The 24,064-nt window shown below is 67.0% G+C and carries 27 protein-coding genes; 12 read left to right on the plus strand and 15 right to left on the minus strand.

Annotated elements, in window-relative coordinates; genetic code table 11:
- Positions 1-199 precede the first annotated feature (199 nt).
- The 3 genes from APS40_RS01695 to APS40_RS01705 all read left to right on the plus strand — a co-directional run bounded on the left by APS40_RS01695 (position 200) and on the right by APS40_RS01705 (position 2,214).
- The gene (locus tag APS40_RS01695; RefSeq protein ID WP_156342783.1) at positions 200-616 is read left to right on the plus strand and encodes a hypothetical protein; all 417 of its coding nucleotides are present in this window, start codon (positions 200-202) and stop codon (positions 614-616) included.
- Positions 617-754: 138 nt separating this feature from the next.
- Positions 755-1,924: an AAA family ATPase gene (locus APS40_RS01700; protein WP_055045411.1), complete on the plus strand. Its 1,170-nt coding sequence runs from the start codon at positions 755-757 to the stop codon at positions 1,922-1,924.
- Positions 1,925-2,025: 101 nt separating this feature from the next.
- Positions 2,026-2,214, plus strand: coding sequence for a DUF1059 domain-containing protein (locus tag APS40_RS01705; RefSeq protein ID WP_055045412.1), 189 nt, complete (start codon positions 2,026-2,028; stop codon positions 2,212-2,214).
- A gap of 46 nt (positions 2,215-2,260) precedes the next feature.
- Here APS40_RS01705 and APS40_RS01710 read toward each other — a convergent pair whose 3' ends face one another.
- The 4 genes from APS40_RS01710 to APS40_RS01725 form a co-directional block, all read right to left on the minus strand.
- Positions 2,261-3,457 (minus strand): CCA tRNA nucleotidyltransferase, encoded by a 1,197-nt coding sequence (locus APS40_RS01710; protein ID WP_082434126.1) that lies wholly within the window; start codon positions 3,455-3,457, stop codon positions 2,261-2,263.
- The gene (locus APS40_RS01715) at positions 3,454-4,092 is read right to left on the minus strand and encodes a CoA pyrophosphatase (protein WP_055045413.1); all 639 of its coding nucleotides are present in this window, start codon (positions 4,090-4,092) and stop codon (positions 3,454-3,456) included. Before APS40_RS01715 ends, APS40_RS01710 begins: the two co-directional genes overlap by 4 nt.
- A gap of 100 nt (positions 4,093-4,192) precedes the next feature.
- Positions 4,193-4,753 carry a GNAT family N-acetyltransferase gene (locus tag APS40_RS01720; RefSeq protein WP_055045414.1) on the minus strand — a complete coding sequence of 187 codons (561 nt, stop codon included), beginning with the start codon at positions 4,751-4,753 and terminating at the stop codon, positions 4,193-4,195.
- Positions 4,754-5,143: 390 nt separating this feature from the next.
- Positions 5,144-5,839, minus strand: a complete 696-nt coding sequence (locus tag APS40_RS01725) for a DUF4336 domain-containing protein (RefSeq protein WP_055045415.1) — start codon at positions 5,837-5,839, stop codon at positions 5,144-5,146.
- 51 nt (positions 5,840-5,890) lie between these two features.
- Between APS40_RS01725 and APS40_RS01730 the strand changes: the two genes are divergently transcribed.
- Complete coding sequence (locus APS40_RS01730; protein WP_082434127.1) at positions 5,891-6,466, plus strand: TetR/AcrR family transcriptional regulator; 576 nt, start codon at positions 5,891-5,893, stop codon at positions 6,464-6,466.
- Between the two features lie 169 nt (positions 6,467-6,635).
- A complete protein-coding gene (locus tag APS40_RS24715; RefSeq protein ID WP_156342784.1) occupies positions 6,636-6,773 on the plus strand; it encodes a hypothetical protein in 138 nt (45 codons plus the stop codon).
- A 3-nt stretch (positions 6,774-6,776) separates the two neighbouring features.
- On the opposite strand, the gene APS40_RS01735 is transcribed toward APS40_RS24715, so the two are convergent.
- On the minus strand, positions 6,777-7,652 hold the full coding sequence (locus tag APS40_RS01735; RefSeq protein ID WP_055045416.1) for an alpha/beta fold hydrolase: 876 nt from the start codon (positions 7,650-7,652) through the stop codon (positions 6,777-6,779).
- Positions 7,653-7,775: 123 nt separating this feature from the next.
- The gene (locus APS40_RS01740; RefSeq protein ID WP_335338173.1) at positions 7,776-8,255 is read right to left on the minus strand and encodes an NUDIX domain-containing protein; all 480 of its coding nucleotides are present in this window, start codon (positions 8,253-8,255) and stop codon (positions 7,776-7,778) included.
- A gap of 103 nt (positions 8,256-8,358) precedes the next feature.
- Between APS40_RS01740 and APS40_RS01745 the strand changes: the two genes are divergently transcribed.
- From APS40_RS01745 to APS40_RS01760, 4 genes are read left to right on the plus strand one after another with little or no spacing between them, the layout of a single operon-like run.
- A complete protein-coding gene (locus tag APS40_RS01745; RefSeq protein ID WP_055045417.1) occupies positions 8,359-9,234 on the plus strand; it encodes a metallophosphoesterase family protein in 876 nt (291 codons plus the stop codon).
- Positions 9,235-9,236: 2 nt separating this feature from the next.
- A complete protein-coding gene (locus APS40_RS01750) occupies positions 9,237-10,565 on the plus strand; it encodes a hypothetical protein (protein WP_156342786.1) in 1,329 nt (442 codons plus the stop codon).
- Positions 10,555-11,874 carry a Mur ligase family protein gene (locus APS40_RS01755; RefSeq protein ID WP_055045419.1) on the plus strand — a complete coding sequence of 440 codons (1,320 nt, stop codon included), beginning with the start codon at positions 10,555-10,557 and terminating at the stop codon, positions 11,872-11,874. Before APS40_RS01750 ends, APS40_RS01755 begins: the two co-directional genes overlap by 11 nt.
- Positions 11,871-12,203 (plus strand): SMR family transporter, encoded by a 333-nt coding sequence (locus APS40_RS01760; protein ID WP_156342787.1) that lies wholly within the window; start codon positions 11,871-11,873, stop codon positions 12,201-12,203. The genes APS40_RS01755 and APS40_RS01760 overlap by 4 nt, the downstream gene beginning before the upstream one ends.
- Before the next feature lie 127 nt (positions 12,204-12,330).
- Here APS40_RS01760 and APS40_RS01765 read toward each other — a convergent pair whose 3' ends face one another.
- Both APS40_RS01765 and APS40_RS01770 read right to left on the minus strand, forming a co-directional pair.
- Positions 12,331-13,332, minus strand: a complete 1,002-nt coding sequence (locus APS40_RS01765) for an MDR family oxidoreductase (RefSeq protein ID WP_055045420.1) — start codon at positions 13,330-13,332, stop codon at positions 12,331-12,333.
- Between the two features lie 31 nt (positions 13,333-13,363).
- The gene (locus tag APS40_RS01770; protein ID WP_156342788.1) at positions 13,364-15,106 is read right to left on the minus strand and encodes a tetratricopeptide repeat protein; all 1,743 of its coding nucleotides are present in this window, start codon (positions 15,104-15,106) and stop codon (positions 13,364-13,366) included.
- Between the two features lie 259 nt (positions 15,107-15,365).
- Between APS40_RS01770 and APS40_RS01775 the strand changes: the two genes are divergently transcribed.
- The gene (locus APS40_RS01775; protein WP_055045422.1) at positions 15,366-15,812 is read left to right on the plus strand and encodes a response regulator; all 447 of its coding nucleotides are present in this window, start codon (positions 15,366-15,368) and stop codon (positions 15,810-15,812) included.
- A 537-nt stretch (positions 15,813-16,349) separates the two neighbouring features.
- A complete protein-coding gene (locus APS40_RS01780) occupies positions 16,350-16,838 on the plus strand; it encodes a hypothetical protein (RefSeq protein ID WP_055045423.1) in 489 nt (162 codons plus the stop codon).
- 158 nt (positions 16,839-16,996) lie between these two features.
- Here the strand turns inward: APS40_RS01780 and APS40_RS01785 are convergent, their stop codons facing one another.
- From APS40_RS01785 to soxR, 3 genes are read right to left on the minus strand one after another with little or no spacing between them, the layout of a single operon-like run.
- Complete coding sequence (locus APS40_RS01785) at positions 16,997-17,191, minus strand: DUF3008 family protein (protein WP_055045424.1); 195 nt, start codon at positions 17,189-17,191, stop codon at positions 16,997-16,999.
- A 28-nt stretch (positions 17,192-17,219) separates the two neighbouring features.
- On the minus strand, positions 17,220-17,738 hold the full coding sequence (locus APS40_RS01790) for an MgtC/SapB family protein (protein ID WP_082434129.1): 519 nt from the start codon (positions 17,736-17,738) through the stop codon (positions 17,220-17,222).
- A 56-nt stretch (positions 17,739-17,794) separates the two neighbouring features.
- Positions 17,795-18,259: a redox-sensitive transcriptional activator SoxR gene (gene soxR / locus APS40_RS01795; RefSeq protein ID WP_055049517.1), complete on the minus strand. Its 465-nt coding sequence runs from the start codon at positions 18,257-18,259 to the stop codon at positions 17,795-17,797.
- A 90-nt stretch (positions 18,260-18,349) separates the two neighbouring features.
- Here soxR and APS40_RS24345 point away from each other — a divergent pair, with 90 nt between their 5' ends.
- Positions 18,350-19,777, plus strand: a complete 1,428-nt coding sequence (locus APS40_RS24345; RefSeq protein WP_082434130.1) for an MFS transporter — start codon at positions 18,350-18,352, stop codon at positions 19,775-19,777.
- Positions 19,778-19,934: 157 nt separating this feature from the next.
- Here APS40_RS24345 and APS40_RS01805 read toward each other — a convergent pair whose 3' ends face one another.
- The 4 genes from APS40_RS01805 to APS40_RS01820 form a co-directional block, all read right to left on the minus strand.
- On the minus strand, positions 19,935-20,717 hold the full coding sequence (locus APS40_RS01805) for an SDR family NAD(P)-dependent oxidoreductase (RefSeq protein WP_055045426.1): 783 nt from the start codon (positions 20,715-20,717) through the stop codon (positions 19,935-19,937).
- Positions 20,718-20,891: 174 nt separating this feature from the next.
- The gene (locus APS40_RS01810) at positions 20,892-21,938 is read right to left on the minus strand and encodes an NAD(P)-dependent alcohol dehydrogenase (RefSeq protein ID WP_055045427.1); all 1,047 of its coding nucleotides are present in this window, start codon (positions 21,936-21,938) and stop codon (positions 20,892-20,894) included.
- Positions 21,935-22,795: an ATP-binding cassette domain-containing protein gene (locus APS40_RS01815; protein WP_055045428.1), complete on the minus strand. Its 861-nt coding sequence runs from the start codon at positions 22,793-22,795 to the stop codon at positions 21,935-21,937. The genes APS40_RS01810 and APS40_RS01815 overlap by 4 nt, the downstream gene beginning before the upstream one ends.
- Positions 22,792-23,907 carry an ABC transporter permease gene (locus APS40_RS01820; RefSeq protein WP_055045429.1) on the minus strand — a complete coding sequence of 372 codons (1,116 nt, stop codon included), beginning with the start codon at positions 23,905-23,907 and terminating at the stop codon, positions 22,792-22,794. The genes APS40_RS01815 and APS40_RS01820 overlap by 4 nt, the downstream gene beginning before the upstream one ends.
- Between the last annotated feature and the right edge of the window lie 157 nt (positions 23,908-24,064).

The following is a 24,064-nucleotide window of genomic DNA, read 5'->3' on the forward strand; positions in this document are numbered from 1 at the left end:
CACTCACAAAGCTGCCGGTGGCTTTTGCAACGGTTGCAGGCACCCCCTTACCAACCTTGCCGAAGCTTAAGCCGCCGGAAACTACCGGGAGCGCGGGGCCGCGCCTAAATCCTGTGGGCCGGTGCAAAACCGCACCCCCGAACGGTTCCAGCCAGCGCAACGGAACCGCGCTTCAACTTCGCTGCCCGTGGAGTTCAAGATGAACAACACTCTCAAGAATGTGGCTGCCACCACCGCCGCCGCGGCAATCGTTCTCGCAGCTCTCCCCGCCTTCGCTTCGACGCCAGCCTTCTCGCTCGCCAAGCCCAATAGCGGCATGTCGGTCGACAGCTTCGACCAGCAGGTGCAGGTCTTCAACCGCCAGAACGTCGCCGACCTGCTGCATGCCCGCAGCGTATCGGTGGTGAAGTTCGACACTGCCTGGAACGATGGCGGCGACGCCGGCAAGGCCTTCGACGCGCTCAACGCCAGCGACCAGTCGATCCACCTGTTGCGCGAAGCGCTGAAGGCTGATCCGGCCGCTATGAAGCTGCTTGCCCGCAACCACGTCGCGGTCGACCAGGTCATCGACATCGCCCCCACCGGCAATGGCTCGGTGCAGCTCTATATCTCGTGACACCGAGGTGACCCGCTCTGGAGCATTTCGCCGCCGTAGTGGCGAGATGCTCCAAGTCGCTGCCCTGACACCGCCGCCGCTTCATTCCATCTGCCAACCGCGCTACACCAGCGTCCGCGACAGGAGTGCAGCCGACCGATGGCGCTGACCGATATCGAGATCAAGGGCTTCCGCTCCATCCGCAAACTCCGCCTGCCGCTTCGCCGGCTCACCGTGCTGACCGGCGGCAACGGCGTCGGCAAGACCAACCTCTACCGCTCGCTCGAGCTGCTGCATGCCGCCGCCAGAGGGACGCTGGCCGACGAGATCGCCAGCGAAGGCGGCCTGGGGTCGATCTTCTGGGCCGGGGGCCGCAACCTCACCGCCGATGGCAGTTTCGATCCAATGTATCGCACCGACGGCTATCGCCCGCATGAAGGCGGCAATCGCCTGACGCTCGAGGCGCGGCTGGAGCTTGATGACTTCCTGCCTGCCTATCGGATCGAACTGGGCTTTCCGACCCCCGATTCCGCTGCATTCGCCACCGAAGCGCAGATCAAGACGGAGACCGTCGAATTGCGGCGGGGTAACCGCGCCATCGGCCTGCTCGAGCGCAAGAACAACGCTGTGTTCGCCCGCGCGGCCGGCGGCCAGCGCGAACTGGTCGACGAACGCGCACTCGCCAGCGAAACGGCGCTATCGACGGTGCGTGGCGGCTACCCCGAGATTGCCGTGGTCCGCCAGGAGCTGAGCAACTGGCGCTTCTTTCACGGCTTCCGCACCGACCGGGAGGCGCCGTTGCGCCAGCCCTCGCGTGCCATCACCTCGCCGATCCTCGCCTCGAGCGGCGGCAACCTAGCTTCGGTGCTGGCCACCCTGCGCCACGTGCGCGGCGAAACCGCCGATCTCGACGCCACCATCGCTGCGGCCTTCCCCGGCGCCGAGCTGGTCGTTCCGCCTCCCGGGGAGTTCGCCAGCTTCGGCATGATCTTCCCCGAGACGCCCAAGCGCACCTTCTGGGCGCATGAGCTGTCCGACGGCACCCTGCAGTTCCTCGCCTTGATGGGCGCCCTGCTCTCCTATCGGCTGCCGCCCTTCATCGCGCTCAACGAGCCGGAGGCCAGCCTCCACCCGAGCCTGTTGCCGGCGCTGGCCCACACCATCGTCAAGGCTGCCGAGCGCGCCCAGATCTGGGTCGTCACCCATTCGCAACCCCTGGCCGATGCCATCGCCGAGGCGAGCGGCATCGTGCCGCGCGAAGTGATCCGCACCGAAAACGGCACGGCGATCCGGGGCCTCAGCCCGTTGGGCGTGTTCGATGACGACTGATCGGCACGCACACAGCGGGGAAGTTTCGGCACAGTAACTCGGCCCCGTCGTTGCCGCATTCCTGTGGCCTGATGGCCTGCCACCAACGATGGAGCATGATCATGAAGTCGTTCGAATGTGGCACCCTGGTTCCGGGCTGCACCTGGCACACCCAGGCCGAGGACACTGCCGAAATCGTCCGCCGCGCCGCCGACCACCTGCGCAACGCGCATGGCGAGGAGGTGATCCGTCCCAACATGGTCGACGAGATCAAGGCCCGCGTGCACGAGAAGGGCGAAGCGGTGCACTGAGGCGATAGCGCTCCCCGACTGCACCAGTTGGCCGTAACGATAGTCTCTACCCCCGCGCCATTCCCAGCAGCGCCTGTCGATCGAGCGTGAAGCCGCTGTCGATCCAGGCCCGTTCGAGCCGCTCCAGCGTGGCGCCCAGCTCGGGCCCCGGCGTCATGCCGACGCCGATGAGGTCGCTGCCGCGCAGCGGAAAGCGTGGCACGTCGAGGCGTTGCAGCTGTTCCACCACGGCGAGCTTGCCGGCATCGCTCCAGTCGGCGAGCGTTGCCGCTACCTCGATGCCATCGGTCAGCGCGCCGGGATGCCGGTAGGCCGCTTCGTTCAGCCTGAACTCGGCCAGCAGTTGCGCCACCGACAGGATCGCTTCGGCGGTGCCGATATCGTCGTTGGACAACCGCCACATGTCGCGCAACCGGCCTGCGCCGATCTCGGACATCAGGATCGCCAGGCGCGCCGGGTATTCGGGCCTGCGCGCCCGCCGCTCGTAGCGGTGCAGCAGCCGGATCATCGCTTCGGGCAGCGGCAGGATTTCGGCCTCCCGCATGGCCCTGAGCGTCGTGGCGATGCGCGGCAGCGCCAGCATCCGACGCATTTCGGCGCCCACCCGCTCGGCCGCCAGCCGGCCCAGCGTGCCGGCCGCCGCGGCGCAGGCGGCGAGGCCGTCGGGGTCGAACTGCTCGCCGGCATGGCTCGCCGAAAAGCGGAAGAACCGATAGACCCGCAGCCGATCCTCGGCGATGCGCTCGGCCGGCCTGCCGATGAAGCGCACTTTTCGCGCAAGGCAATCCTCCAGCCCGAGCAGCGGATCGAACAGCGTGCCGTCCATTCCGGCATAGAGCGCATTGAGCGTGAAGTCGCGACGGCGCGCGTCGAGCGTCCAGTCGGTGCCGAACTGCACCACCGCGTGTCGGCCGTCGGTCTCGACATCCTGGCGCAGCGTCGTCACCTCGGCCGTCAGGGTGTCGAGCCGCAGCGTCACCGTGCCGTGTTCGATCCCCGTCGGATAGACCGACAGCCGCGCCCGTTCGGCCCTCAGGATCACGTCCTCGGGCCGCAGCTCGGTCGCCATGTCGATATCCGCATTGTCACGCGGCAGCTCCAGCAGGGTGTCGCGCACGATGCCGCCAACCACCCTTGTACGGCCCTCGGTACCATCGAGCAGAGCCAGCATGCGCTGCGTCTCCGGCCGCATCAGCCAGTCGGCGCGCCTGAGGCGTTCGTCGATATCCCCCCGCTTGCTCAACCGCCCTCCGGGCCTCGGTCGCTCTCCGGCTGCAGCGCCAGATCGTGGAAGCGACGCGTAAGGTTCGCTGTTATGCCCCAGATGACAAGCCCGCTATGCTCGATTTGCCAGGTGCTGTGCTCCCGGCCGCCACGCTTGATGTGGAAGGTCGAGTAGCTGTCCGGCGTCATCAGGTAATCGAGCGGCACCTCGAACACCGAGCGCACCTCGCCCGGGTTGGGAATGAACGGCTTGCTCGGCTCCACCACCGCCACCACCGGAGTGATCAGGTAGTTGGTCCCGGTGTAGTAGAGGGGCATGAAGCCCAGCACCCGCGCCTCGCTGCGCTCGAGTTGCACCTCTTCCCAGGCCTCGCGCAGCGCCGCATCGGCCGCGTCGCGGTCGGTCGGATCGACCTTGCCACCCGGAAAGGCGATCTGCCCCGAGTGCGAACGCAGCTCCGGCGAGCGCTCGGTATAAAGGATCGACAACCCCTCGCCGCGCCGCACCAGCGCAATCAGCACCGCCGCGGGCACCGGCGGACGGCCGGGCGGCGTGTCCGGCACCCAGTCCGGCAGCATGCCTCCGGCCGGATCGAAGCGTTCCGGCTCGCGCAGCAGGCGGCTGCTGATTCTGTCGATGAGGTCGTCGTTCATGATCCGCCTGAAAGTGATGGCGGATCGGGCGGCAGGCAAGGGTCGTGATGACCCGCGAACCCCGGTGCAATTCCGCCGTTTCGATGAAACGGCGGAACGCCTAGGAGCGCTTGCCGGCGCCGAACGCCTTGATCGGGCCGGCGAGCCGCACGGCCATCGTGGGATCGTTGGAGTAGACCAGCACCCGACTGGGATCAACCGGCCCGGGGAACTCGATGGCGCCCGGTTGCGTCGGCACCCAGCCGAGCGGGCAGTAATAGTCGCGGTCGCCGACCAGCAGCACGAAGCTGCCCTCGCCACGCTCGAGCGCGATCCGGGTCACTTCCTTGGCCAGCAGTTTGCCGGCGCCGCGCTTCCGGAAATCGGGATGCGTCGCCAGCGGGCCGAGCATGTAGCCGTCGATGCCGCCGACACTGATCGGCGTCATCCATACCGAGCCGCAGGACTGCCCGTTCACCTCGGCGATCAGGCTGAGCGTGGGGTCGATCGGAAAGCGCTCGCGCACCCGGAACGCCGTCCTGGCAAAGCGGCCGGGACCGAAGGCAAGCGCCTGCAGGTCGTCGACGAACTGCTCGTCGGCGGGCGTGGCAAAGCGAATGGTGGGCAGGCCAAGTTGCGGAGGCGCTGCTTCAGCAGCGACGGAGACGGAAGGCGCGATCATGTGACTGGTCCAGGAACTAAGAAGACGAGGACAAACGTGCCGGCCCACTTAAGCCGGCTGCCGACCGATTACGGTCGTCGGGTCACCTGAAAAGCCTTCTCCATCCTGGACGCCTCCTGACGTCTGAAAAGCGCATTAGCACCGTGTCGGCCAACGCGTCCACGCAAAATTATGGACCTGCAGTCGAATTTCAAGACCGCCTCCTCAGATTTTGCCCACCCGCGGCACAACGCCTTGTCGCCGCTGGGGGTTCGCCCCGATCGCCTGCTGCAAAGTTGCGGACTTTTCCGGTTCGAAACTGCGACGGAGGGTAAGCGGATCCAGGGTCGGATTTATGTCCGTCGTTTGGCGCCGACCGGGCCATTCATGGACAGTTCGAGGCTCCTGCCCTCACCACTTCCCCAGCCAGCCGAAGGCACGCTTGAGCAAGGCGTGGCCGCCCCTGGTGACCGGCGTGCCGTGCGCCATGATCACCTTGTCGGCACGCCAGGCGAGAATCCGGAGCAGCGCTGCGCGGGCAGCACGCCTGTCCGAGAAGGCGACACGGAATTTTCTCGGCACCGACGGCTCGTCACCGACCATCAGGTCGAGGCGCGCCACCAGCGCGCGCCAGCCCTTGAACCAGCCCGGCGGGAACTGCTGCAGCAGGTCGGTGAAGATCACCGTGCCGCTCGGCCGGTGAAAGGCCACCACTTCCGTGGTGATGCGGTTGCCACGCACCGGCTCGACCTCGATCTCGCCGGCCCAGCCGGCCACCGGCGCATTGCCCAGGTCGGCTCCGAACCCGAGATCGGGCCGCTTCCCCCTCAGCCCCGGCGCCACCAGCACCTGGGCGGTTGGAAAGGCGCGATGCCAGTCGGCGATGAAGCTGTCATGCAGTGAATTGGGAGCGACGAGATAGCGGACACGGCCCAGCGCCTCGACCTCGCCGCGTAGCTGCGGGGTCAGCGCGACCGGCGACCAGATCACCAGGTCGCTACCGCCGAGCCGGATGACGGTCATGCGCGTGGGGTAGTGAAAGCCGGCCGCGGCGGTGACCACCGGCCCGCCGACGATCCAGATTTCCGGCCCGAACGCTTGCCACATCTCATACCCTCATATCTTCACACTCGTATAAATTTACACTACTGTGTACATATGACAACTCTGAAGCGAACCGACCGGTCCCGTGCCCTGATCCTCGACGCCGCCGACCAGGCGTTTCGGGCGCTGGGCTTTGCCAATACCTCGATGGAAGAGATCGCCGTGCGGGCCGGGCTGACCCGCAAGACGCTCTACAACCTGTTCAGCTCCAAGGATGAGATCGCCCTCACCCTGATTGCCCGGGTCGAGGCAGGTGACGCCGGCTATCGGGCCCGCATCGCCGCCAACGACGATGCGTTGCCGCTGCTCGTCGCCGTGCTGCTGGACAGCGCCGGCTGGTGCCTCGCCAACCCCTCCCTCGCCCGGCTGGCGCTGAGCCCGCCCGAACGCCCTTCGACCACCCCACCGGATCGGCCATCGTTCCAGGGGCTGGTCCGCGACATCCTGCTCCACGGCCAGCAGCAGGGCGTGATCCGGCGTGACGAGGATGCGGAGTTCATGGCGCTGCTGCTCCTCGGGATCTACGGGCAGGCGATGCTCACCGCCCTGAGTACCGCCCGGTTCAGCGACGGTGAAATCCGGCGCATCGTCCGCCTCGTCCTCGAGGGCATCGGCGCGAGGGCGGACTAGTTGCGAAACGTCCCGCCCGGTCCGCCGGCAGCGCATGCAACCGGCCGTCGGGGACGAGGCCGCCGATCTGGCTGGACCAAAAATCGGTGCCTTTTGGCCGGCTCAGATCGGGTCCGGTTCCCGGCAGGGGCCAGTTCCGCGGCGGGGGGCGCGGGCCAGCGGCGAGCAGATGCTCCCGCGTGACATCGCCGTGCTCGAAGCGCAATGCCGCGTCTTGGCTGGGGCGCTCGATCGCTATCACGCCCGCGTCAGGCCGCACCACCTGATGCTGGCGGTGCCGGCCGAACTCGGCCCGCCCGAGCGCTGAACGCTAGGCCCTGCCCGCCTGTTGCTCGGCCTGGCGGATGAACCCCGCGATCAGCGGCGCCGCGACCGCCGAGTGGGTCTCGAGCAGCAGGTGTCCGGCGTCGAAAATGTGGGCCTCCATGCGCGGCAGGTCCTCCATCCACGACACCGTCTCGGCGATGGCGAAAAACGCATCGTGCCGTCCCCACAGCAGCAGGGCCGGTGGCTGGTGCTGACGAAGGTAGTCGGCAATCTCGCCGAACCGCTCGGCATAGCGGCCATAGTCGCGTAGCAGCGCCCGTTGTGTGTCCATCCGACCCGGCAGGTTCATCACCCGCCAGTCCTCCTCCCATTCGGCAGCCGGGATGCGCGCCGCCACATCCTCCGGTACCCCCATGACATACTGGTCGCGCATGCCCTCGAGGCTGAGCACCGACATCACCTCGGCGGTGTTCTCCGGCGTCGGATGGGCCCAGAACGCCATCGAGTTTTCCCATTGCGGGCCGAAGCCGGTGCGGTGCGCATTGGCATTCTGGATGACCAGACCCAGCACCTGTTCGGGCGCCCGCATCGCCAGATGCAGCGTCGCCGCCGCGCCGAAATCATGCACATAGAGATAGCGCGGCCCGACCCCGAGCTGCTCGAGCAACTCGGCAAGCGCCTCGCCGAAGCCGGAGAACGACGGCTCGGCCAGCACATCGGACTCGCCGTAGCCGGGCAGATCCGGGGCAATCAGGTAGCACTCGTCCGCCAGCGAGCGCATGAGCGGCTCGAACATCCGCGCCGCATTGGGAAAGCCGTGTACCAGCAGCAGCGCCGGCCGCGACGGCTCTCCGGCCGTGAGGAACGACAACTCCGCTCCGCCCGAGAGGCGCAGCCGTCGACGAGTCGGTGATGGCATCTTCAGAACTCCTTCCCGGTGGGTCATGCCCGGGCTAACGTCCCCCGCCGCCGCTTGGCTCCATGGCAGCGTGGTGGTGGGGATGCCTGGCGCGCTGAAACCCGGTCCCCCCTTGCTCCGCCCCTACCACAGCCCCGGCAGATCCTCCGTCCCGGACGCGATCTCGGCGATGCGCCGGGCCGTGCCCGGGTTCATCCCCTCAGGCAGCCGGTCGAGCGGGAACCAGCCGATCTCGGCGATCTCGCCGTTGGGGCGGAACGGCTTCACCTCGCGAAAGCTGCGACCGACATAGACCGCCACATGGTCGCGGTTGGTGGCCTCGTGCTTCTGCAGATAGAGCCCGAGGAGCCGCATCTTGCCTTCGACCCGAAAGCCGGTTTCTTCTTCGGCCTCCCGACGGGCCGCCTCCTCGGCGGTTTCGCCCGGCTCCACGCCGCCACCGGGAAAGTGCCAGCCCGGCATGTAGGTATGGCGCAGCAGCAGCACGCGATCGTTGTCGATCAGTGCGGCTCGGGTGCCCAGCACCATGCGCCGCCTTACCCCGACGATAAACAGATGCGCGCTGGTTCGCACCCGCTGCCAACGGCTCATCATCCTGCTCATGGGTATACTCCGACTGGCGTTCAACGGCTGGTGGCGCCATTTAGGGCATTTTCTTGCCACGCGCCGCATGGCATTACGCCGGGCGATGATAACGCTCGCTCATTTGTCCGACGTTCACCTGGCCCCGCTGCCGCCCGTCCGGGCGCGCGACCTGATCAACAAGCGGGTTACCGGCTTCCTCAACTGGAAGATCAAGCGCGAGCATACCATGGCGGGCGACGGCCTGACCAAACTGGTGCGCCACATGCGCGAGCAGAACCCCGATTTCACCGTGGTCACCGGCGACTTGGTGAACCTGGCGCTCGATGCCGAGATCAATACTGCCTACAACTGGCTTGAAACCGTCGGCCCGCCCGAACAGGTCTGCGTTTCCCCCGGCAATCACGACGCCTACATCAAGGGCCAGTTGCAAAAGGCGATGGACCGCTGGGACGGCTATGTCATGGGCGAGACCGTCGACGATCAGCCGTTCCCCTTTGTCCGCCGCGTCGGCGATGTCGCCATCGTCTCGTGCAACAGCGCCGTGCCCACGGCCCCGTGGATCGCTGCCGGCCGCTTCGAGGAGGACCAGGCGGCGCGTCTGGCCCGCTGCCTCAAGCTGCTCGGTGACGGCGGCTATTTCCGCGTCGTCCTGATCCACCACCCGCCCAACCAGGAGCAGGCGCATCCGCGGCTCGGGCTCTATGGCGCCAAGGCCTTTCGCCGTGTCATCGCCGAGCACGGCGCCGAGCTGGTACTGCACGGCCATACCCACCAATCCTCGATCTATGCCATCCCCGGGCCGGCCGGGGATGTTCCGGTGGTCGGCGTCGCGGCGGCCGGCGCGGCACAGGGCGATACCGGCGGGCACGATCCGGCGCGCTACAACCTGTTCTCGATCCAGCGTCTCGGCACTGCCTGGCAGTGCACGCTGCGCGAGTTTGGCTTTCAGCGCCTTTCGACCGATATTGTGCTCAGACTGAGCCTCAGGATCTATTGAGCGTGACCGAAACCTTCACCATCGAGCAGCCCGCCTTCGACGCCGTGACGGGCGTGGCGACGTTCCGCTACCGGCTGGGCGACCTGGGCTTTTCCGAGGTTCTCACGTTCCCCGCCGGCAGCGATGCCACCGTTGCGGCGACGCCCTCGTTCCTCAAGCTGCTGCAGCTGACCGCCGTCGTCCTGGGCGTCAGCTATTTCAAGCTGCGAGCCCCCTATCGCACCGTCGTTCCGTTCCCGCTGACCGTGCGCGAGCACGACTTCGCCCTCGACGTCTATGAGAACGGCCTCGGCGAGTTCTACGCTCGCAACAACCTCAAGCGCTTCGGGGAGATCGAGATCGACGATCCCGAGGATCACGGCCCCGCCCCAGCCGCCCCGGCGCTGCGCGACCGCGCCCTGCTGCCGATCGGCGGCGGCAAGGATTCGCTGGTGAGCGTGCAACTGCTGGAGGCGGCCGGCGTCGATTTCACCCCGTTCGCCGTCAACCCCAAGGGGCCGATCATCGGGAGCGTCGATACGATCGGCCGCTCGCCGCTCTATGTGAGCCGCAAGCTCGACCCCGAGATGATCCGGCTCGGCAAGGAGCCGGGCTACTACAACGGCCACGTACCCTCGACCGCCATCAATTCGATGGTCGCGGCGCTCACCGCGCTGCTGTTCTCCCACAACCGGATCGTCCTCTCCAACGAGCGCTCGGCCAGCGAGGGCAATGTCGAGTTCGACGGCCGTGAGGCCAATCACCAGCATTCCAAATCGCTGGATTTCGAGAACCTCATCGCCAAGGTGCTCGAGCACGCCACCGGCGGCAGCCTCGGCTATTTCTCGCTGCTCCGCCCCTATTCGGAGGCGAGGATCGCCGCGCTGTTCGCCCGGGTGAGCCGCTTCGACCACGTGTTCTCGAGCTGCAACGAGAACTTCAAGCTGGCCGGGCATGACGGCCCGCTCTGGTGCGGCAAGTGTCCGAAGTGCCATTTCGTGTTCCTGATCTTTGCCCCGGTGATGGACAAGGACCGGCTGGTCGGCATTTTCGGCCAGAACCTCTTGAGCCAGTCCAGCCACGAGCGCTCGTTCCGCGAGCTCACCGGCCTCGCCGGGCAGAAGCCCTGGGAGTGCGTCGGCGAGATCGAGGAAGCCGCCGCCTGCCTTTGGGCCCTGACCAGGCGACCGGAATGGGCAGATGAGCCAATCGTTTCAATGCTGAAGCCCGATCTCTTGACTCAATATGGCAGCCAGCGGCTCGACGACGCCCTTGCCGAACTGATGATCGATAGCCCAGAACACCTCATCCCGAAGGACCTCTTCGAGCGAGTCGCCCCGCATGCGCTTTGACGAACCCGTGCTGCTCTACGGCGCCGGCCGCGAGGCCCGCTCCACCCGCGCTTTCATCGCGGCCCGCTCGCCCGCCACCAAGGTCTATGTCACGGTCGACAGCGGCGAAGCCGATATCGAGGACGCCACCTTCATCGCCCCTGCGGACCTGACGCAGGCGATCGAGAGCCGGCTGTTCGCCACCATCGTCAAGAGCCCCGGGGTGTCGCGCTACCGCCCGGTCTTTGCCATGGCGCGCGAGGCCGGCATTGCCGTCACCTCCAACCTCAACCTCTGGGGCGAGGCCTATCGCGAAGGGCGCAAGGTCATTGCCATCTCAGGCACCAAGGGCAAATCGACCACCGCCACCCTGGTGCACCTGATGCTGGTCGAGTCGGGCCTCGACGCTGGCCTCGCCGGCAATGTCGGCCTCGCGCCGCTGGAGATCGCCGACAAGCACCCGATCGTGGTGTTCGAGCTGTCGAGCTACCAGACCGCAGACATGGCGTTCACCCCCGACATCGCCGCCATCACCAACCTCTCGCCCGAACACACCGACTGGCACCGCAGCGTCGAGCGCTACTACCAGGACAAGCTAAACCTGATCGACCGCGACGCCCCCTTCCCGGTAGCGCTGGGCGTCGGGGCGCTGGGCAATCCGCTGGTGATGGAAGCGCTGCGCGACCCCAAGCGGCTGATCCCGCCGCTCGCCCCGTTCATTCACGACCGCATCGCCGGCGCCGTCGCGCGTTCCCGCCTCAAGGGCGAGCACAACCTGAACAACGCGCTGCTTGCCGCCGCCATTGCCATGAAGGCCGGCGCGGACCTCGAGGGCGTGGTGCGCGGCATCGGCAAGTTCACCCCGCTGCCGCACCGGCTCGAGGAACACCAGGTCGGCGACGTGATTTTCGTCAACGACTCGATCTCGACCACGCCGGAAGCCACCAAGGCCGCGCTCGCCGCCTATCAGGGCAGCCGCATCGCGCTGATCGCCGGCGGTCACGAACGCCACCAGGATTATGCCGAGCTGTCCCAGTTGCTGGCGCCGCGCGGCGTCAGCGTGCTGGTCTGCCTGCCGGTCACGGGCGACCGCCTCGCCACCTTGACCTACGCCGCAGCGCCCGAAATCGAGGTGATCGAAGCGGGGACGCTCGAAGACGCCGTCAAGGCCCTGGCCGGACGACAGGCCAAATTCGACACGGTGATCCTCTCACCCGGCGCGCCGAGCTACGGTCAGCTCGAGACCGCCGGAAAAGTGTTCAAGAACTTCGAGGAACGCGGCGCCGCCTTCGTGCGGCTCGCCGGCAAGTATTTCGGGGCCGAGGCGTGATCGCCTACGCCTATCTGGCGGTTGCCATCGTTGCCGAGGTGATCGCCACCACGGCCCTGCGCGCCGCCGACGGCTTCACCCAGCTCTGGCCGTCGCTGATCTCGATCGTCGGCTACGTCGTCGCCTTCTATTTCCTGTCGCTGACGCTGCGCAGCATGCCGGTGGGCATCGCCTATGCCATCTGGTCGGGCGTCGGCATCGTCCTGATCTCACTCGCCGGCTGGCTGATCTACAAGCAGCTGCTCGACCTGCCCGCGCTGATCGGCATGGGGCTGATCATGGCGGGGGTGATCGTCATCAACCTGTTCTCGAAGACGGCCGTGCACTGAGGGGCGGAGGGCTTGGCGCCCCTCGGGGAGAGGGGACGCCTTTTGCGCCGACCGTGCCGCAACGCCCCCTCGCCCCTCTGGGGAGAGGGCCGGGGTGAGGGGCGCCAAGCACACCGACATTCGCAGCTCAAGTCGGCGGATCCCGCGGGTTCACCACCACCCTGCCGGTGATCCTTCCTTCCAGCATCTGAGCCGCCAACCCCGGCAAATCCTCGAGCCGCGCTTCCGTCAGCATCGGCTCGAACGCCGCCGGCACGAACAGCGTGGTCAGCCGGTCCCAGGCCGAGCGCCGCGCCTCGAACGGCTGCATCACCGTATCGATGCCGCATAGCGAGATATTGCGCAGGATGAACGGGATGACGCTGGCATCCCAGTTGCGGCCGCCGGCATTGCCGATCGCCGCCACCGCCCCGCCATAGCGCACCTTCTTCAGCACCTCACCCAGCAGAGGCCCGCCGACCGAGTCGATGGCGCCCGACCATAGTTCCTTGTCGAGCACCTTGCCGGTCGGCGTCAGTACCTCGTCGCGCCTGACGATCCGGCTGGCGCCGAGCCGCGTCAGCTGTTCTGCGAGCTCGGGCCGTCCGGTCAGCGCCGCCACGCGGTAGCCGAGCCGGCTCAGCAGCAGCACCGCGATGCTGCCCACGCCGCCCCCCGCTCCGGTGACCAGCACTTCGCCGTCCCCGGCGCGCACGCCTTCAGCCTGCAGGCGGTTGACCGCCAGCATGGCGGCGAGGCCGGCCGTCCCCAGCATCATCGCCGTGCGGGTCGAGAACCGCTTGGGCAGCGGCACCAGCCAGTCGGCGTTGACCCGCGCCCGTTGCCCATAGCCGCCCCAGTGGAGCTCTCCCACCCGCCAGCCGGTGAGGATCACCGCCTGGCCGGGGTGGTAGCGCGCGTCACTGCTCTCCACCACGCGACCGGCGAAGTCGATGCCGGCGACATGCGGGTAGTTCCGCACCAGCCCGCCCTGCCCGCTGAGGCACAACGCATCCTTGTAGTTGAGCCCCGCCCATTCCACCGCAACCAGCACATTGCCGTCGGGCAATTGCTCTTCGGTCACGGTCTTGATGCTGCTGCGCAATTCACCGTCGACAAGCCTGTCGGTGACAAGGGCGCGAAAACTCATGGGAACTCCGACCTGCAAAACCTGCCTGCGCTCAGTACGGCCCGTTGAGCGCCGCCTGTTCAACGCCCGCTGCGGCCAGCGCGTTGCCGATCTCACCGCGCAACTCGGGATCGCCCAGCCGCTGGCGAAGCACCGGCAGGATACCGAAGCGACGGAAGCGCGTCACCTCGAGCAGCTGCGCAATCGAGCGATTGAGCGCATCTTCCGAGCCCAGCCGCCGCGCCGCCGTGACTGCGATGGCCGAGGCCAGCTCGGCATCGCCGGCGGCCAGCGCCTCCGCCTGGATCAGCGCTTCGGCATAGTTGCCATCGCGCAGTGCGTTGACCGCCGGGGCCTCGTGATACCAATAGGGTGGCGCCATGGCGCGGCGCAGCGCGTCGCCGGCCATCCTCTCGCCCTTCTCGGATTTGCCCCTGAGCGACAACAGCCTCGCATAGCCCGCATAAGCGTCCACATTGGCGGGGTTGAGCTGCAGCGCCGAGGTGAATGCCGCCTCGGCTTCGCCGACCCGCCCCACCTGTTCGAGGAAGAACGCATATTCCCGCCAGACCAGGCTGGAGGTCGGCGCCAGGGTCAGCGCCTCCTCGACCTGCCGCTCGGCCTGGGCGATAGGTTCGGGGTCGCGCGCCGACGGCGGCTGCGTCCGGCGGGTGACATCGAGCAGCAGCGTGCTGCTCATCGCCAGCGCAAATGGCGAGTCGGGCAGGCGGCGCAGCAGCCCGTTGACGCAGCCCCGTGCCCGCTCCTCGTCGTCCGGACGACCGCTTCCCCGGTAGCGGGTGAACAGCAGGCCGCACAGATACTCCGTCTCGTTGCCGGCGAGATCGACATGGGTGGCCAGCCATTGCAGCGCCTCGCTATGCAACGGCCCATCCAGGGCGCCAAGCTGATCGGCAAAGGCCCGCGACAGCGCATCGATGCTGGTGGGAAAGTCCGCCGCCGCGATCTTCTGCGTCATGCTCCAGACCGCCGTATCGCTGCCCGAGCGCTTGAGGCTGGCGGTGATTTGCATCTGAGGCCCTTCGACCCGCGAGATTCCCGAGAGCTCGAAATCGGCGGCATGCGCCGTCTGGCCATTGCGCTGCAGGTAGACCGCATCGATGAACGGGAACAGCCCCAGATCGGTCACCAGTTCCACCGCAAGGCCGGCGACGCCAGGATTCGGCGCGCCGCCGGCTGTCATCGAGGTGAACTCGCTCACCGACACCGCCGGCGGTGTCGGCACTGTCACGCGGACCTGCCGCGGGGCCAGCACCTGCGTCATCACGATGGCAATTCCCAACGCCACGAACACCAGCACCACGACCAGCACGATATCATCGAGGCGCGCCAGCCACGACCGCTCACCGGGGGGCGCGGGCACGGCCGAGGCGCCGGCCCCCATTGCCGCCGATTCACCGGCCGGCGTCGTCGCCTCATCGGCCGGAACCCGGAATTCGGGGATGTAACGTCCTACCGGCAGGTAAAACCTGACGCGCTCGGACGCGCCCTCGGCGGCGTAGTATTCCTCGAGCACGGCGCGCAGCCGGCGCGCCTGCACGCGCACGATCGGATCGCTCTGCGGATCGAAGCTCTGCGGCCGTCCAAACACATCGACCGCGATGGCGTAGGCCTTGATGGCAGTCTCGTTTCCGTTGAGCCGCGCGGTCACTATGTAGTTGAGAAACCGGGCAAGTTGCGGCGAGCGCGCCAGGCCCGGCCACTCCTGGATGCGCGCCAGGGCAGCTTCGACCTCCGCCCGAGGCGGCATCGACTGCGACAACGGTTCCCCCACGCGGGCACCTCCGTGCCCGAACCTCATCGATTTACATGTTAATCGCAAGCCTCGTTACTGCGTTGTTACATACCTTTGCCTAGGCGGGACGGCATCAAACCATCATATGCCGGCTCGTCGCAGCATGACGCAGTCAGCCACGGACCGTTTCGTGGTGGTGAGGGGACGCCGTTCCTCCAGCTTTCCAGCTGCCGACCGGATCGACGACTGAACAGAGCTTTCGGCCATTGCTGCGGCCACGCGGCAAGAAGGAACCATTATGGACGCTATTGGTACCGGCCAGCCCTTCATGGCACTGGTCGACGATGACTCCCATTCGGCCCGGCTGATGATCCGGATGCTGCTCGCCCATGGCGCGCCGTCCGTGAGCTGGCTCAACGGCGAAGCTCTGGCGACGGCCGAAATTCAGCGGCTGCTCGACGACGACCTGGCCACCATTCCCGGCCTGGTGATCGTCGACCTCAAGGCTTCGTCCAGTGCCACCATGGATTTCATCGTCAAGCTGCGCGCCGCGCGTGACGGTCACTCGCTGCTGATCGCGGCGATTGCTCCTTCGCTGGAGCGCGAGCCGCGGGAGGCCCTGCTGTCCGCCGGCGCCGACGCCGTGTTCGAGCGGCACGCCGACATCAATTCCTACCGCCGCGAAGCGGCGGCCATCGTCAGTTTCTGGGTGCGCAATCAGCACCTGGATGCGGTTGGCACGTAATCACTGCGTCCACAGGTTACGTGCCGGGCGGGGAGCGCGTTGCATTGAGGCAGGCCACTGCCGATTGCATTCCCAAATGCGCTCTCCGTCTCTTCTGATCCCGGGGGCTTCGCGGCCCCACGACTGAGCTACCGCCCCGACCGCCGATATCCCTGCGGCGACCCGGGCGGTCCTGGGCCGGAGACCCCAAGCTCCGACCCAACCGGCGGCCCGTCGCGTTCCCTCACGCGGCGGCCGCCATACGACGACGGAAAGACGGGGCGCGACCCTCCTGACGCTGCCCCGCCTTCCCGTTCTCGGGCCGCATCCACTGTCCCGGTGGGTAGCGGCCATGTTCGGTGTGCACCCAGTTGCGGCGGGCCACTGGGGCCAGCAGGCGAAGGCGCGGTTGCGGAACGTTCTCCCACCGCAACCGCGCTTCTCCTGCCGGCCGCCGCCTTGACCGGCCGACCCGGATCACCGCACTCTCCTGCCTCCCCCGGCGGTCCTGCCGCCGCGAACCACCGCCCTGTCGCGCGTGCTCAACCGGAGGCACTCATGCTCAGAATGTCGATCTTCGCTGCCGCCATGCTGGGGCTCGTCGCCATGCCGGTGCTGGCGCAGGACGATGAGGCCGTCGACAATTTCGTGCTCCCCGCCTTCAACGGCATTGCCGTGTCCCAGGCCCCCGAGGCCGGGCTGGGCATCTGCTTCGGCCCGTTCGCCAGCGACGCGATGGATTGCGCCGTGGCCCAATGTACCCAGCAAAGCGGGCTCGGCCCCGACGAATGCACTCCCAACCTCTGGTGCTATCCCGCCGGCTGGGTCGCCGACATCTTCATGCAGCACCAGGAAGGCCCGCACTGGCACAAGTTCGTCTGCGACCAGCAGGATCGGGCCAGCCTTGATGCGGTGGTCCAGGCCGAATGCGCCAAGGACTATCTCACGAGCTGCGAGGTCGTCCGCATCTGGGACAATGAGGGTCAGCAGATTTTCGGTGAAGGCGCCGACCCGCAACTGCCCGAGCCGCCACCGGCGATCGAGTAGGTCGCGCGATCGCTTGTTGGGTGCGGGCGACCCCTACCCCTGTTCCTCCCCCAGGAAAGGGGAAGGAGACGCCAACACCAAGATCGAGACTATCATCTCCCTACCCCCTGTGAGAGGTAGGGGACGCGGGTCAGCCCGCGCCGGCTCGCGTACGAGCCTCAGTGCTTGGTTTCGCTCTTGTGTTCGGGCTTGCCCTTGCGTTTGGTCGAGGCCATCTCGTCGAGCTCTTTTTCGCTCATCGACTCGTACATCGACTTCGACGCGCCTCTCAGCTCCGATTTCTTGGTGTCGCCACGCTTGGCTGAGAGCGCCGCGCCGGCGGCCTTCTGCTGGGCTTGGGATTTGGCAGGCATTCTAACCTCCTTCGGGTCGAATGCAGACTCAACGATCCTTCGGCGGCTCTGTTCCCCTGTCGATCTTGTCGTTGTGGACGCTGACCACGTGGTGTGAGAACGCCCTGAGCGCCGCCAGTACGATCACCGCGAACACCGCCACGACGGCGGCAATCAGATAGTAGCCCAGTGCCGCGGTGACACCGACGGCCCCGGCGAGCCACATCCCTGCGCCGGTCGTCAGCCCCTGCACGCTGCCGCGCTGCTGGAAGATCGCGCCGGCGCCCAGGAAGGCGATGCCCGCCGTCACCGCCTCGATAGCGCGGATCGGATCGGGGTTGTTGCTGCCGCCCTCCAGCGCCTCGTGATAGATTTCGAAGGCGAGCGTGGTGAACAGGGCAGCCGCCAAGGCCACGAGGATATGGGTGCGGAGCCCGGCGGTGCCGGCCTGGGCGCCCCGCTCCCAGCCGATCAAGCCGCCGAGTGCGGCGGCAATCAGCAGTCGAATGAGGATGATGTGCTGCGGGGTATGGGTCGGCTCGTAGCCGAAGCTGGTGACGAGATCCATTGGCGGAACCCTGTTGACGCTCCGCTCTCAACGGTCGGCGCCTCGCCCAGTTCCCCTCAGCTCACATAGCTGCCCTTGCCCTCGCGCATCAGCCGGCGCGGGCCGCTGCCCTCCTCCGCCAGATGGTCGTTGAGGTTCATCAGCGGGCAGCTGCTGGTCGAGAGGCAGCCGCAGCCGATGCAGCCGTTGAGCTCGTCGCGCATGCGCGTCATCAGTGTGATTCTGCGGTCGAGCTTGTCGTGCCAGAGCTCTGACATCAAACGCCAATCCGCCGCCGACGGCGTGTGTCCCGCCGGCACGTGCGCCAGCGCCTCGGCCACCTCGGCCAGCGGGATGCCGAGCTCGGTGCCCATGCGGACGATAGCCAGTCGCCGCAGCACGTCGCGATCATAGCGCCGCTGGTTGCCGGCGGTGCGATGGCTGCGGATCAGCCCCTTCTTCTCGTAGAAATGCAGGGCCGAGACGGCAAAGCCGCTGCGCTCGGCCACCTGCCCCACAGAAAGTTCGCGCGACATCGCGATTTCCTCTTTACCTGAAGTTAGGTTGAGGTTGTAGCAGTAGCGCCCTGATGCAGCCAGAGGCTGCTCGACAGATACAAGGCGGCAGTTTCGATGGCGACGAAGAACGGTTGGGGCGAGATTTTCAGCGGCGGCAACGCGCTGCCCGTGGCGGTCTTCGCCGGCGGCGTCGGCATGAACGCCATCGAGGTGTATATCGGCTCCACCCTGATGCCCTCGGTGGTGGCCGAGATCGGCGGGCTCGACCTGTTCGCCTGGGTGACGACGGTGTTCATCGTCGCCTCGATCGTCGCCTCGATCTTCGCGGCGGTGCGGCCGTTCGGGCTCGGCCCGCGGCAGAACTACCTGATCGCCGCCACCCTGTTCGGCCTGGGCAGCCTGATCTGCGGGCTGGCGCCCTCGATGCCGATTCTGCTGGTCGGGCGCGCCCTCCAGGGTTTCGGCGGCGGCCTGCTCGCCGCACTCACCTTCATGATGGTGCGCCTGGTGTTCCCTGAGCACCTGTGGGCCCGCGCCTTTGCACTCGCCTCGGGCATCTGGGGCATCGCGACGCTGGTCGGCCCCTCGATCGGCGGCGTCTTCGCCGAACTGGGCATCTGGCGCTGGGCCTTCTTCATCCTGGTGCCGTTCGCTGCCCTGGTCGGCCTGCTGGCGGTGAAGGTCGTGCCCGCGAGGAGCAGCGAAGCCGGGATGACCAGCCTGCCGATCCGCCAGATCGGGTTGATGATCGTCGCCGTGCTGGCGCTGTCGACCGCCGGAGCGCTGTCGCACGACATCGTCGTCGCCGGCAGTCTCACCGCCGTCGCGATCCTGGCGCTGGTGCTGTTCGGGCTGATCGAGCGGACCGCGCGCCAGAAGCTCTTCCCCACCGGCACCTTCCGCTTCGGCACGCTGCTCGCCTCGCTGTTCGGCACCATGGTGCTGCTGCAGATGGCGATCACTTCCGACATCTTCATTCCGCTGTTCATGCAGACCCTGCATGGCCTCGGGCCGCTCACCGCCGGCTACATGGTGGCGCTGGTCGCCGTCGGCTGGAGCTCGAGCTCGATGCTGACCGCCGGCTGGACCGGCAGCCGCGCCCGCCTGATCATCGCCGGCGGCCCGGTGCTGGTGCTGATCTCGGCGATCGGCCTGGCGCTGTTCGTCGGCCACCAGAACCCGACCTCGAGCCTCGGCTTCATCATCCCCATCGGGCTTTCGCTGCTGATCATGGGGGTCGGCATCGGCACCGCCTGGACGCAGCTCACCCCGCGGGTGATGCAGGCAGCGCCCGACGGCGAACACGACGTCACCTCGGCGGCGCTCAGCACCATCCAGCTGTTTGCGTCAGGCCTCGGCGCGGCGCTGGGCGGCCTGATCGTCAACCTCGCCGGCCTCGCGGCGGCGGTGCCCACCCTGGTCGCGGCGGCCAACTGGCTTTACGGGCTGTTCATCCTCGTCGCGATCCTCGTGGTGCCGATCGGCTTCAGTATCGCCCGCAGCGAGGCCCGCCTGCCCCGCGCCGCCCAGCCGGCGGAATAGCAGATCTGTCGCCGGATTTTCCGGCGGCATCCGGACTGACCGAGGGCGCGATGCTGCCTGCGCTCCCGGTCGGACTCGCGGTGTCGGCGATCATCGCGCTGGGCGTGATCGACCGGCACCGCGAAAACTTTCTGTCACTGAGATAGGCACCCCGGCCCTACACCGTCTTCAACCACCCACCATCGACAAAATACGTCGACCCGGTCGAGTAGCTCGCCTTGTCCGAGCACAGGAACACGAAGAAATTCGCCATCTCCTCGGGGGTAGCGAAGCGCTTCATGCCGCCGGCTTCGTCGGCGACGGCCTGCAGGTGCGCTTCGAACCCGTCTTCGCCGGCCAATTGCTTGGCCGTCTTCACCCAGTCGGGCGTGCGCACCAGGCCCGGGTTCACCGTGTTGACCCGGATATTGTCGCCCACCACCTCGTTGGCGAGGGTCTTCGAAAACATCATCAGCGCCGCCTTGGTGGTGTTGTAGATCGGCTCGTACCAGAGCGGCTGCACGGCGCAGATCGAGGCGTTGTGGAGAATGGCACCGCCGCCATGCGCCTTCATCTGCGGCACCAGCCCGCGCCCCAGCCGCACCGCCGCCATCACGTGCAGATCCCAGTAATACTGCCACTTTGCGTCGTCGGCTTCGGCGATGGTCTCGTTCGAGCCGGTGCCGGCATTGTTGACGAGGATGTGCGCACCGCCCAGTTGCGCCGCCGCCGCCACCACTTTGGCGCAGCCCTCGGCGGTGGCGACGTCGGCGGCCACGCCATGCGCCTCGACCCGGTATTTCGCCCCGATGCGCGACGCCTCGGCATGCAGCCGCTCCGAGCCGCGCGCCGTGATCAGCACATTGGCCCCTTCGGCCGCAAACCCCTCGGCCACCGCCAGCCCGATACCGACGCTGCCGCCGGTGATGACGGCGAGTTTGGATTTGAGGCCGAGGTCCATTCCAGTTCTCCATACAAAGAAAGGCCCCCTCACCCGCCGCTGCGCGGCGACCTCTCCCCCAGAGGGAGAGGTGAACGTGGGCCACCATCGTGCCGCAACCGCCACCTCTCCCTTGGGGGAGAGGTCGGAGCGCGTCAGCGCTCCGGGTGAGGGGGCCTTCCCCCACGCTCCGGTCTAGGCCTCCATCAAAATCTGCAGCTTCACATCGGTCGGCCGCGCTTCCACCGCCCGGTCGAAGGCCTTGATCGAATCCTCGAAGCTGAACGTCTCGGAGATCAGCGGCTTCAGATCCACCCGGCCCGAGGCCATGAGCGCGATGGCCCTGTCGTATTGGTGAGCGTAGCGGAACACCGAGGCGATGGTGATTTCCTTCACCGACAGCGAAGCGATGTCGAAATCCACCGGCTCTACCGGCAGGCCGACCACCACGATGGTGCCGCCCGGCCGCACCACGTCGACGATGCCCTTCCAGGCCCGCGGGCTGCCCGAGCACTCGAACACCACGTCGGCGCCCCAGTTCTCGGTGAGGCGGTTGATCTCCTCGACGAGGTTCTTGTCCTTGATGTTGACCGGAATGATTCCCTGGTACCGCCCGGCAATATCGAGCTTGGGTTGTACCAGGTCGGTGATGATCACCCGCGCGCAACCGCCGGCCAGCGCCGCCAGCGCCACCATGGTGCCGATCGGCCCGGCGCCCATGACGATGGCGGTGTCGCCCGGGGTGATCTTGGCCTTGGTCGCTGCCTGCATGCCGACGGCGAACGGCTCGACCATGGCGCCTTCGGCAAAGCTCACATTGTCGGGCAGCTTGAAGGTGTAGTTGGCCGGATGAACTACATAGGGGGTGAGCACGCCATGGATCGGCGGCGTCGCCCAGAAGGTGACCGCCGGATCGATATTGTACATCCCGAGCCGCGACGCCTTGCTGTTCGGATCGGGGATGCCGGGCTCCATGCAGACGCGATCGCCCACCTTGAGGGTGCTGACCCCTGCCCCCACTTCGACCACCGTGCCGGCCGCCTCGTGCCCCAGCACCATCGGCGCGTTGACCACGAACGGGCCGATCCGCCCATGCGTGTAGTAGTGCACATCCGAACCGCAGACGCCCACCGTGTGCAGCTTGATCTTGACCTCGCCCGGCCCGACCTCGGTCGGCAGGTCGATGTCGCGGAGTTTGAGTTCGTGCTGCTTTTCGAGCACCAGGGCACGCATTTTGGTCATTGTAACTGGGGGGCCTCGCCGACTTGGTAGTGATGCGTCGGGCCGGTGGCGCCCTCGACCGGCGGCTTCATCGCCCCGGTCATGATCGCCACTGCATCCGACATGGAGAATTCCTTGGGGTTGATGATCGCGATGCGCTTGCCGAGCCGGTGAATGTGGATGCGGTCTGCGACCTCGAACACGTGCGGCATGTTGTGCGAGATGAGGACGATCGGCAAGCCGCGCTTTTTCACGTCGAGCATCAGTTCGAGCACGCGCCGGCTCTCCTTGACCCCGAGCGCCGCCGTCGGCTCGTCCATGATCACCACGCGTGAGCCGAACGCCGCGGCCCGCGCCACCGCCACGCCCTGCCGCTGCCCACCCGACAGTGTCTCGACCGACTGGTGGATGTTCTGGATGGTCAGCAGGCCCAGTTCGCTCAGCTTGTCGCGGGCGATCTTGGCCATCCTGGTGCGGTCGAGCCGGCGGAACAGGTTGCCGGTCCAGCCCGGCTTCCTCAGTTCACGCCCCAGGAACATGTTGTCGGCGATCGACAGCGCGGGCGAGAGCGCCAGGTTCTGGTACACCGTTTCGATGCCGGCATCGCGCGCATCCATCGGCGATTTGAAATGCACCGGCTGGCCGTCTAGCAGGATCTGGCCGCTATCGGGGATCACCGCGCCGCACAGCGCCTTGATCAGCGTCGATTTGCCGGCGCCGTTATCGCCGATCACGGCGAGGATCTCGTTGCGGCGCAGGTCGAAATCGGCGTTGTCGAGCGCCACGACGCGCCCATAACGCTTGTTGAGGCCCCTGCCCTCGAGCACGATATCCCCGGCATTGCCTGATGGCAGCGTCGTGTTGGTCAGCTCGCTCATGCCGAAATCTTCCTGATCCACTGGTCGATGGTGACGGCGACGATGATCAAGACGCCGACGGCGAAATCCTGCCACAGCAACGCGAGGCCCGAGAGCGCCAGCCCGTTGCGGAACACCCCGACGATCAGCGCGCCGAACAGCGTGCCGATGATCGAGCCGCGCCCGCCGAAGAGGCTCGTGCCGCCGATCACCACGGCGGTGATCGAGTCGAGATTGGCGGTCTGCCCTGCCTGCGGGCTGACCCCGCCGATCCGCCCGATCAGTACCCAGGCGGCGATGGCGCAGATCAGCCCGGCCAGCGCATAGACGGCGAGCAGCACGCGGTTGGTGTTGATGCCCGAGAGCCGCGCCGCGTCGGGGTCGTCGCCGGTGGCGTAGACGTGCCGGCCGAAGGCGGTTCGCCCCAGGATGTAGCTGAGCACGATCGCCAGCACGATCATCAGCACCGAGCCATAGGTGACCACCCAGCCGCGCAACCATGGCAGGTCGAGCCCGAAGAACAGCCCGATATCGTAGAGCTTGAACAGCTTGCCCAGCCACAAGAGGAACGGCGCCGCCGCTTCCATGTCCTGTGAGCGGATGGTCTCGCTGTTGGAATAGAAAGTGTTGAGCGCCCCGAAAATGCTCCAGGTGCCGAGCGTCACGATGAAGGGCGGCAGCCGCAACGCAGTGACCAGGATGCCGTTGAGAAAGCCGCAGGCGATGCCGGCCAGGAGGCCGAGTGGAAAGGCGATCCAGACTGGAACGCCATAGGTGACGGCGGTGCGCCCCATGACCACCGAACACAGGATCATGATCAGCCCGACGCTGAGGTCGATGCCCGCGGTGAGGATCACCAGGGTCTGCGCCATGCCGAGAATGGCGACGATGGTTACCTGCTGCAGCACCACTGACAGGTTCAATGGCGACAGGAATTTCCCGGGCGCAGCGATGGCGAAGATCACCGTGCCGACGACGAGGACGATGAGCGGGATGAGGGTGGGATATTCGTGCAGGATGCCCTGGATGGTGCGGACGATCCCCTTGCGGTCTTCCTCGAAGCTCGCGACCTCGCTGGCCGCGCCCTTCAATCCAGTCTCAGCAGTCGCCGAACCGGCTGCGTCGTCGCTCATCGTTGTACCCTCGAAAAGTGGAGACTGCATCCCTTCTCCCCTCAGGGGAGAAGGTGGCCCAGAGGGCCGGATGAGGGGTGAAGCCTCACGATATGCTGGCTCTTCCAGCATGCCGGAGAGGCTGCACCCCTCACCCAGCTTCGCTAACTCGCTATGC

The sequence above is a fragment of the Devosia sp. A16 genome (assembly GCF_001402915.1).
GTDB lineage: Bacteria > Pseudomonadota > Alphaproteobacteria > Rhizobiales > Devosiaceae > Devosia_A.

Coding starts and splice junctions, on each gene's coding strand:
- APS40_RS01695 (WP_156342783.1), top strand. CDS start 200: ATGAACAACACTCTCAAGAATGTGGCTGCCACCACCGCCGCCGCGGCA.
- APS40_RS01700 (WP_055045411.1), top strand. CDS start 755: ATGGCGCTGACCGATATCGAGATCAAGGGCTTCCGCTCCATCCGCAAA.
- APS40_RS01705 (WP_055045412.1), top strand. CDS start 2,026: ATGAAGTCGTTCGAATGTGGCACCCTGGTTCCGGGCTGCACCTGGCAC.
- APS40_RS01715 (WP_055045413.1), bottom strand. CDS start 4,092: ATGAACGACGACCTCATCGACAGAATCAGCAGCCGCCTGCTGCGCGAG.
- APS40_RS01720 (WP_055045414.1), bottom strand. CDS start 4,753: ATGATCGCGCCTTCCGTCTCCGTCGCTGCTGAAGCAGCGCCTCCGCAA.
- APS40_RS01725 (WP_055045415.1), bottom strand. CDS start 5,839: ATGTGGCAAGCGTTCGGGCCGGAAATCTGGATCGTCGGCGGGCCGGTG.
- APS40_RS01730 (WP_082434127.1), top strand. CDS start 5,891: ATGACAACTCTGAAGCGAACCGACCGGTCCCGTGCCCTGATCCTCGAC.
- APS40_RS24715 (WP_156342784.1), top strand. CDS start 6,636: ATGCTCCCGCGTGACATCGCCGTGCTCGAAGCGCAATGCCGCGTCTTG.
- APS40_RS01735 (WP_055045416.1), bottom strand. CDS start 7,652: ATGCCATCACCGACTCGTCGACGGCTGCGCCTCTCGGGCGGAGCGGAG.
- APS40_RS01740 (WP_335338173.1), bottom strand. CDS start 8,255: ATGAGCAGGATGATGAGCCGTTGGCAGCGGGTGCGAACCAGCGCGCAT.
- APS40_RS01755 (WP_055045419.1), top strand. CDS start 10,555: ATGCGCTTTGACGAACCCGTGCTGCTCTACGGCGCCGGCCGCGAGGCC.
- APS40_RS01765 (WP_055045420.1), bottom strand. CDS start 13,332: ATGAGTTTTCGCGCCCTTGTCACCGACAGGCTTGTCGACGGTGAATTG.
- APS40_RS01775 (WP_055045422.1), top strand. CDS start 15,366: ATGGACGCTATTGGTACCGGCCAGCCCTTCATGGCACTGGTCGACGAT.
- APS40_RS01780 (WP_055045423.1), top strand. CDS start 16,350: ATGCTCAGAATGTCGATCTTCGCTGCCGCCATGCTGGGGCTCGTCGCC.
- APS40_RS01785 (WP_055045424.1), bottom strand. CDS start 17,191: ATGCCTGCCAAATCCCAAGCCCAGCAGAAGGCCGCCGGCGCGGCGCTC.
- APS40_RS01790 (WP_082434129.1), bottom strand. CDS start 17,738: ATGGATCTCGTCACCAGCTTCGGCTACGAGCCGACCCATACCCCGCAG.
- APS40_RS24345 (WP_082434130.1), top strand. CDS start 18,350: ATGGCGACGAAGAACGGTTGGGGCGAGATTTTCAGCGGCGGCAACGCG.
- APS40_RS01805 (WP_055045426.1), bottom strand. CDS start 20,717: ATGGACCTCGGCCTCAAATCCAAACTCGCCGTCATCACCGGCGGCAGC.
- APS40_RS01810 (WP_055045427.1), bottom strand. CDS start 21,938: ATGACCAAAATGCGTGCCCTGGTGCTCGAAAAGCAGCACGAACTCAAA.
- APS40_RS01815 (WP_055045428.1), bottom strand. CDS start 22,795: ATGAGCGAGCTGACCAACACGACGCTGCCATCAGGCAATGCCGGGGAT.
- APS40_RS01820 (WP_055045429.1), bottom strand. CDS start 23,907: ATGAGCGACGACGCAGCCGGTTCGGCGACTGCTGAGACTGGATTGAAG.